5 protein-coding genes and 1 pseudogene are annotated in these 6,749 nt (G+C 39.2%); 2 read left to right on the top strand and 4 right to left on the bottom strand.

Annotated features, from left to right (window positions below; all coding sequences use genetic code 11):
* Together VIK44_RS13215 and VIK44_RS13210 are read right to left on the bottom strand one after the other, a co-directional pair.
* Nucleotides 1-1,289, bottom strand: a 1,289-nt coding sequence (locus tag VIK44_RS13215) for a formate--tetrahydrofolate ligase (RefSeq protein WP_331554360.1), incomplete at its 3' end; no start/stop codon positions are given.
* Nucleotides 1,290-1,639: 350 nt separating this feature from the next.
* The gene (locus tag VIK44_RS13210) at nucleotides 1,640-2,446 is read right to left on the bottom strand and encodes a methyltetrahydrofolate cobalamin methyltransferase (RefSeq protein WP_331554359.1); all 807 of its coding nucleotides are present in this window, start codon (nucleotides 2,444-2,446) and stop codon (nucleotides 1,640-1,642) included.
* 250 nt (nucleotides 2,447-2,696) lie between these two features.
* Between VIK44_RS13210 and VIK44_RS13205 the strand changes: the two genes are divergently transcribed.
* Both VIK44_RS13205 and VIK44_RS13200 read left to right on the top strand, forming a co-directional pair.
* The gene (locus VIK44_RS13205; protein ID WP_331554358.1) at nucleotides 2,697-4,493 is read left to right on the top strand and encodes an ASKHA domain-containing protein; all 1,797 of its coding nucleotides are present in this window, start codon (nucleotides 2,697-2,699) and stop codon (nucleotides 4,491-4,493) included.
* Between the two features lie 141 nt (nucleotides 4,494-4,634).
* Entirely contained in the window at nucleotides 4,635-5,696 is a 1,062-nt protein-coding gene (locus VIK44_RS13200; protein ID WP_331554357.1) for an asparaginase, read from the top strand.
* Nucleotides 5,697-5,904: 208 nt separating this feature from the next.
* On the opposite strand, the gene VIK44_RS13195 is transcribed toward VIK44_RS13200, so the two are convergent.
* Together VIK44_RS13195 and tuf are read right to left on the bottom strand one after the other, a co-directional pair.
* A complete protein-coding gene (locus VIK44_RS13195; protein ID WP_331554356.1) occupies nucleotides 5,905-6,162 on the bottom strand; it encodes a hypothetical protein in 258 nt (85 codons plus the stop codon).
* 220 nt (nucleotides 6,163-6,382) lie between these two features.
* Nucleotides 6,383-6,749 (bottom strand): annotated as a pseudogene (gene tuf, locus VIK44_RS13190) (elongation factor Tu); the annotation flags it as partial.

Genomic DNA, 6,749 nt, shown 5'->3' with positions numbered 1-6,749 from the left:
TCAGTTAAACGAATAACTTCTTTAGCCAGTTCTTCTCCGCCTGCTCCGCCTTTTGCCCATACTTGGGAAAGTGCAACATTAACGCCTAATTTCTGACATTCTGCTTTAACTAAGGCTAATTCTGCTGGGGTATCCAGTGGGAATTCATTAATAGCAACAACTGCTGGCAATTTATATACCTGAGTAATGTTTTCAACATGTTTCAATAAGTTTGGTAAACCTGCCTTTAAAGCGACAAGATTTTCATTGTTTAAGTCAGCTTTTGCAACGCCGCCGTTGTGTTTTAAAGCACGTACTGTGGCAACGATAATAACTGCATCTGGTTTCAAGTTAGCCATTCTGCATTTGATATCCAGGAATTTTTCAGCGCCAAGGTCAGCACCGAAGCCAGCTTCTGTTACAACATAATCAGCAAAATGCATTGCCATTTGAGTAGCAATAACAGAGTTACAACCATGTGCGATATTTGCAAATGGACCGCCATGAATAAATGCTGGTGTTCCTTCTAATGTTTGTACCAGGTTTGGTTTTAAAGCATCTTTAAGTAATGCTGCCATTGCACCATTAGCTTTTAATTGTCCAGCTGTTACAGGTTGACCATCAACGTTATATCCAACGATGATACGGCCCATACGTTCTTTTAAGTCAGCAATATCAGAAGCTAAACAAAATGCAGCCATAACTTCGGAAGCAACAGTAATATCAAAGCCGTCTTCACGAACAACGCCATCGCCTTTTCCGCCTAAACCATCAACAATGTTTCTTAGTTGACGGTCATTCATGTCCATACAACGTCTCCATGTGATTTTTTTAAGGTCAAGTTTTAATTCGTTTCCAAATTTGATATGGTTATCTAACATTGCTGCTAATAAATTGTTAGCGGCTCCGATAGCATGAAAATCTCCGGTAAAGTGAAGATTGATATCTTCCATTGGTATAACCTGTGCGTAACCGCCGCCGGCAGCTCCACCCTTGACACCAAAAACTGGTCCAAGAGAAGGTTCTCTTAATGCTACTATTGTATTTTTTCCTAAGTATGCTAAACCATCTGCAACACCAATGGTTGTTGTGGTTTTTCCTTCACCAGCTGGTGTCGGGTTAATAGCTGTTGTAAGAATCAAACGTGCCTTAGGTGGTGCATTTTTCTTTAAAAGATCATAATGAACCTTTGCTTTATACTTACCGTATAAATCCAGATCATCCTCAGTTAAACCCAATTTAGCAGCAATCACACGAATATCCTGTGGTATCGCTTCTTGTGCAATTTCAATATCTGACTTAAATCCCATAAAATTTCCTCCATTAGTTTGATAAATTTTTAACATCTACGTTTAATGATAAATGATTTTATACTAAAAATCAAATATTAAATGTGACAATTTTTTACCGTAAAAACTCAAAAAACGTTTACATTTACGGGGTTACCATCGCTAATCAGAACAATATATTACTCTGCAGATCTTCTAGGCCCCATTCTCAGGTGCAAAACGATACTTCAACTTCTTTTTATTTATTATTCAGCACTATTGATGATCTAAAAAACACTCTGAAACTTGATATCCCAATAAAATTCGGTATATTTGTAAAATTTTTATTTTTTCCGATGTTTCTTTTCAGAATTAGAGTACTCCCAAACTGATTATTTAGAAACAGAACCGATTTTGCCCTGACGGAAAGCTTTGCTGTATTTTCTGCAATATTTATCTTTTCCCAAAAGCGCATAGGTTGAAAAAATGGTTCCGACCAACTCTCTATTTAAAGGATCCATAACGGCAGAGTCCATGCCAGCCTGAATTGCCAGAGTCATAAAGGTTTTGTTCATTAATGCCCGTGCTGGCAATCCAAATGAAATATTACTTAAACCTGAGGTAATATGAATGGTTGGGTATAAAGCTCTGATTTCTTTTATTTCCTCAATGAAATTAAGGTATGCATTGTTTTGTGTTGATAGTGCCATAACACAAGGGTCAATATGCATACGATCAGGGGTTACCCCATATTTAGCAGCTTTTTCTACCATAATATTTGTAATATCCACTTTTGTTTGTAAATCGCCGGGAATACCTTTATCATTGCAGGTAAGCCCTACTACTTCCCAGCTGTTTCCTTCCAATAATGGAAGAAGCACTTCACACTTATCACCTTCCTCAGAGATTGAATTTAACAAACCCGGTTTATTAGCATATTTAAATACTGCTTCAATGACATGTGGATTTGGACTATCAATGCTAATCGGAGTCTCTACTACATCTTGAACAACATTCATTAACCATTTTAAAACCTTAATCTCAAGATCAGGAGCCGTTCCCGCGCATATATCAATGAAGTCTGCACCAGCTTCTGCCTGCTTCACAGCGCGATCTGCTATAAACCCGACATCTCTTCTTTCAATTGCTTCTTTGACCAAGGGTATGGTTCCATTAATTTTTTCACCAATAATAATCACAATAATTCTCCTGTTTTCTTTTCGATTGCATTGATTGTATCTTATTTAAGTGATATACACATAAGTTTTACCTGTGTACACATTACTGAATCAGATTATCATTTTCTTCATTTTCTGTCAATATCTATTCTGGAATCACTCAATTTTCTCTCTTTTCTTGTAAATAACTTCAGATAGGAGTATAATACTGGAAATAATGATTGCATTTTTAATCAGTTTTTAACATTTTATATGATGAAAGGACAAATTAATGTCATTTATAGAAAACATTCAGGTTTTTTTCCCTTTACTGGATAAAACCATCACAATTGAGGAGGATAAAACTGTTGCTGAAGCCTGTGCTCTAGCAGGCTTTCCTCAGAATCTTGTTTGCGGTGGAAAAGGCACTTGTAAAAAATGTCTCGTGACAATCCGTGAAAATGGTCATACTAAGGAAGTTTTGGGTTGCCAACAAATAGTATCCCAGGGCATGAGCATTTTGATTTCCAGAGAAGCAGCACTTTCCCAAATTCTGGAAACCAGTGCTAACGGGGTACTGCCATTTGATCCCCGTGTTAAAGTATTTTCTGTTCCCTATGCCGATCTTACAACCCTCATGTGCTCCTATGACCTTGAAACCATTCGTGGCGTGTTGGATTTACCTGTTACCATTTCATCCCTTAAGGTTCTAAAAAAATTCACTGAAGTTTTTCACCTCAAAGATAAAGCACTTTTAAATTTTATTGTCTTTAATGAAGAAATAATTGATCTCATTCCAAGCGATACTTCAATTTCTCCCTATGGGGTCGCATTTGATATCGGTACAACCTCAGTGGTTGGCTACCTTTATGATTTAGCCACTGGTGTCCTGGTTAACCAATACTCTACCTTAAATAAACAAATCTCTTTTGGCGGCGATGTGATCAGTCGAATCGACTTCGCATCAGGCTCTGCTGAGAATCTTAAAGAGATCCAAGATTCTATTCTGGAAACCATCGATAGCATTTTACTCAACCTCTGTGAAGAATCCGACATATCTAATCAGGCAGTTTACGATTGTGTGTTCTGTGGCAACAGTACCATGGCCCATCTTTTTCTAGGCCTTAACCCCGTTCATTTAGGTCTTTCCCCCTTCACTGGCATTACTAAAGATATGGTGATTTTAAATGCCTCAGATCTTAATATTACAATGAATCCCTATGGCAGGATTACATTTCTCCCATTGCTGGGTGGGTTTGTAGGTGCAGATACCACTTCTGTTCTTCTTGGACTGCCACGAGACGAGTCCTTCCGCTTAATGATTGATCTTGGTACCAATGGTGAAATCGCCATTGGTAATTATCATAAATATTTTGTTGCCTCAACGGCCTGCGGTCCCGCACTGGAAGGTGCCGGAATCCATATGGGTATGCGTGGCACTACCGGGGCTATCGAAAAGGTTACCCTTGTTAATAATAAATTCCAGTGTCATGTCATTGGAAACGTTGCACCACTTGGTTTTTGTGGCTCTGGAATTATTGATGCCATTGCTGTACTTTTTCGTGAAGGATTAGTCCATGAAAAAGGGAACTTTATAAAAGATAAGACTCTTGAAGCTCATCCACTGAAAAATCGTTTTAGCATTGATGAGAGCGGCCAACGCTACTTTATTATTGTTTCCCAGAAGGAAAATCCTGATGGAAAAGCAATGATTATTACCCAAAAAGATATCCGCCAGGTTCAATTAGCAAAAGCAGCCATTTATACTGGCTGCTGTCTTCTGACTAAGCAATATGGAATCAAAGGTTCGCAGCTGACTGAAATTGTTCTTGCTGGAGCGTTTGGAAATTACATAGATTTAGATAATGCCCAATTCATCGGCTTACTCCCTAAAATTAAAGGAGTTCCCATCCGTTCAATCGGTAACGGTGCCGGCACTGGGGTCCAGCTTTTTCTCTTATCTCAGGATGAAGTAAAGCACTGTGAGCAAATCCCAGCGGCCACAACCCATGTGGAGTTGGCAACCGACCCTAATTTTTCAAATGCTTACATGATGAATACCGCCCTTGGAAAAAACATGATTATTTAAATCAGCCTGAGCGATAATTCCAAGAACCCTTTTGTTTATAAACCAAAGCAAACAACGAAAACTCGCTGTTTGCTTTTTCTATTTCCCTTCTCTCCGATTGGTGCTATAATGCTTTTAAATTAATGAAAGGAACCACAACCTATGGAAAAACCGCCTAAAATACTTTTATTGTTAACCGGAGGAACCATTGGCAGCGCCGTCAATGATGGCTGTATTGATGTCGATATCAGCCGTGGTGATGACCTGTTATCCCTTTACAAAAGCCAAAGTAACTCACAAATTGATTTTGAAGTATCCCGGCCATTTAACATTCTCAGTGAAAATGCTGAGCCGAAACACTGGTTTCAAATCTTAAAGGCACTTGAAACATTTAGCCTGGGAAACTATTCCGGTGTTATTATTGCACATGGCTCCGATACCTTGCCATATACAGGCGCTGCTCTGTGTTACGGCGTTGATAGCCCCTCAATTCCCATTGTATTGGTGGCTGCAAACTATGCTCTTGGAGAAAAATACAGCAACGCTTTGGTGAATTTTTCCGCCAGTGTCGACTTCATCTGTAATCAACAACTTCCGGGATTTTATGTAATTTATCAAAATAGTGATGGTAAGGTTTATGTCCACCTGGCCTCACGTTTACTTGAAGCTGATTGGTTTAAAGACGATTTCAAAAGCTTTGGTACCCCTTTAGGCATTCTGGATTCCCGTGGACTCTGCTCCACCCCTTCTCCTACGAACCCCAACATGCTGAAACTTTATAACCCATGTCCAGACCTTGTACCTTATATCAAAGGCTTTAGTAATGAAGTCTTAGGACTTCGCGCCTATCCGGGACTCAATTACCGATGTATTGGCTTAAAAACTCATTCAATTATGGCTGTGCTTCATTCTCTCTATCATACTGGCAGCGGAAATGTTACAGGAGAAAATGGGTCCTCCCTTTTGGAATTCATTAAAAACAATCCCCAGGTAAAGCATTATATGATTTCATATAAAAACATAAATGGTGATCTTTATGCATCTTCTTGCCAGCTCATTGACGCTGGAGCCATTCCTCTGGAAAACATCTCTTTTGAGGCTGCTATTACCAAGCTTAACTTTGCATACAATCAAACTGAACTCACTCCTGAAGAATATATGAAACGAGAATTCTTTTATGAATTTTTGAATGAAAACTCTGGAATCAGTAGGGTAAAAAAATAAGAGCTCAACAAAAATGAGCGCTAAGACTGTAGACGAAGTAATTAGACAAGCCTCTTTCCGGATTTTTATTGCATCATGTTGTGTGCATCATGGCGAACAGGCGTTGCCTGTACGATCATGCAGCACACAACGATCAATTAAATGTCCGGAAAGAGGTTTGTCAACACTTTGAGAACTCAATTAAAATGAGCTCTTTAGATTCAATGGATTAATTTGCTTTAAACGTAATAATGACACCCTCGGTGGCACTATTTGCCCAAGCACCATCGTTGGATACTACCACATGTTGTCCTTGGATAATTGGTACAATCGAAACCACATCGTAACCCTTCTCATCATAATCGTTGCAGATATCTTCGATTTCCTGTGCTAATTCTTTTGTCTTGCATTTTCGAAGACCCTTGTTGTAATCATTTCCGATGGCCTCAACCTTATCGTTAATTCTGATACTAATATATTTTTTCATGCTCTGCTTTCTCCCTTAAGTTTTCACCCATTATACCACAAAAAACCGCCCCTCTGGGAGGGACGGTTTAAAATTGTTTTGTCTATTATAGGAGTACAGATTTTTCAGAAATTCATTATCCATCTGGATATTTCTTTCAAAATCTGCATTTGCTTCGTTATCGCTCGTCCGCTAACGCTCCTACTCACTACCAATTTTTTAACAAAAATTGGACTCAGCGTCAATCAGCAATAATCTTGGCAACAACTCCGGATCCTACTGTTCGTCCGCCTTCACGGATAGCGAAACGCAGGCCTTCTTCAATCGCGATTGGTGTGATCAGAGTAATTTCCATTTGAACATTATCTCCTGGCATTACCATTTCCACGCCTTCAGGTAATTTGATGACGCCTGTTACATCCGTTGTTCTGAAGTAGAACTGTGGTCGATAGCCATCAAAGAATGGGGTATGACGTCCGCCTTCTTCTTTGGTTAATACATAAACTTCTGACATATAATGGGTATGTGGTTTAATGGAACCTGGTTTAGCCAGTACCTGACCACGTTCAACCTGTGATCGTTCAACACCGCGAAGCAGTGCGCCGACA

Origin of the sequence: Acetobacterium sp., assembly GCF_036508315.1 — a bacterium.
GTDB lineage: Bacteria > Bacillota > Clostridia > Eubacteriales > Eubacteriaceae > Acetobacterium.
This window is presented reverse-complemented; position numbering and strand designations above follow the sequence as displayed.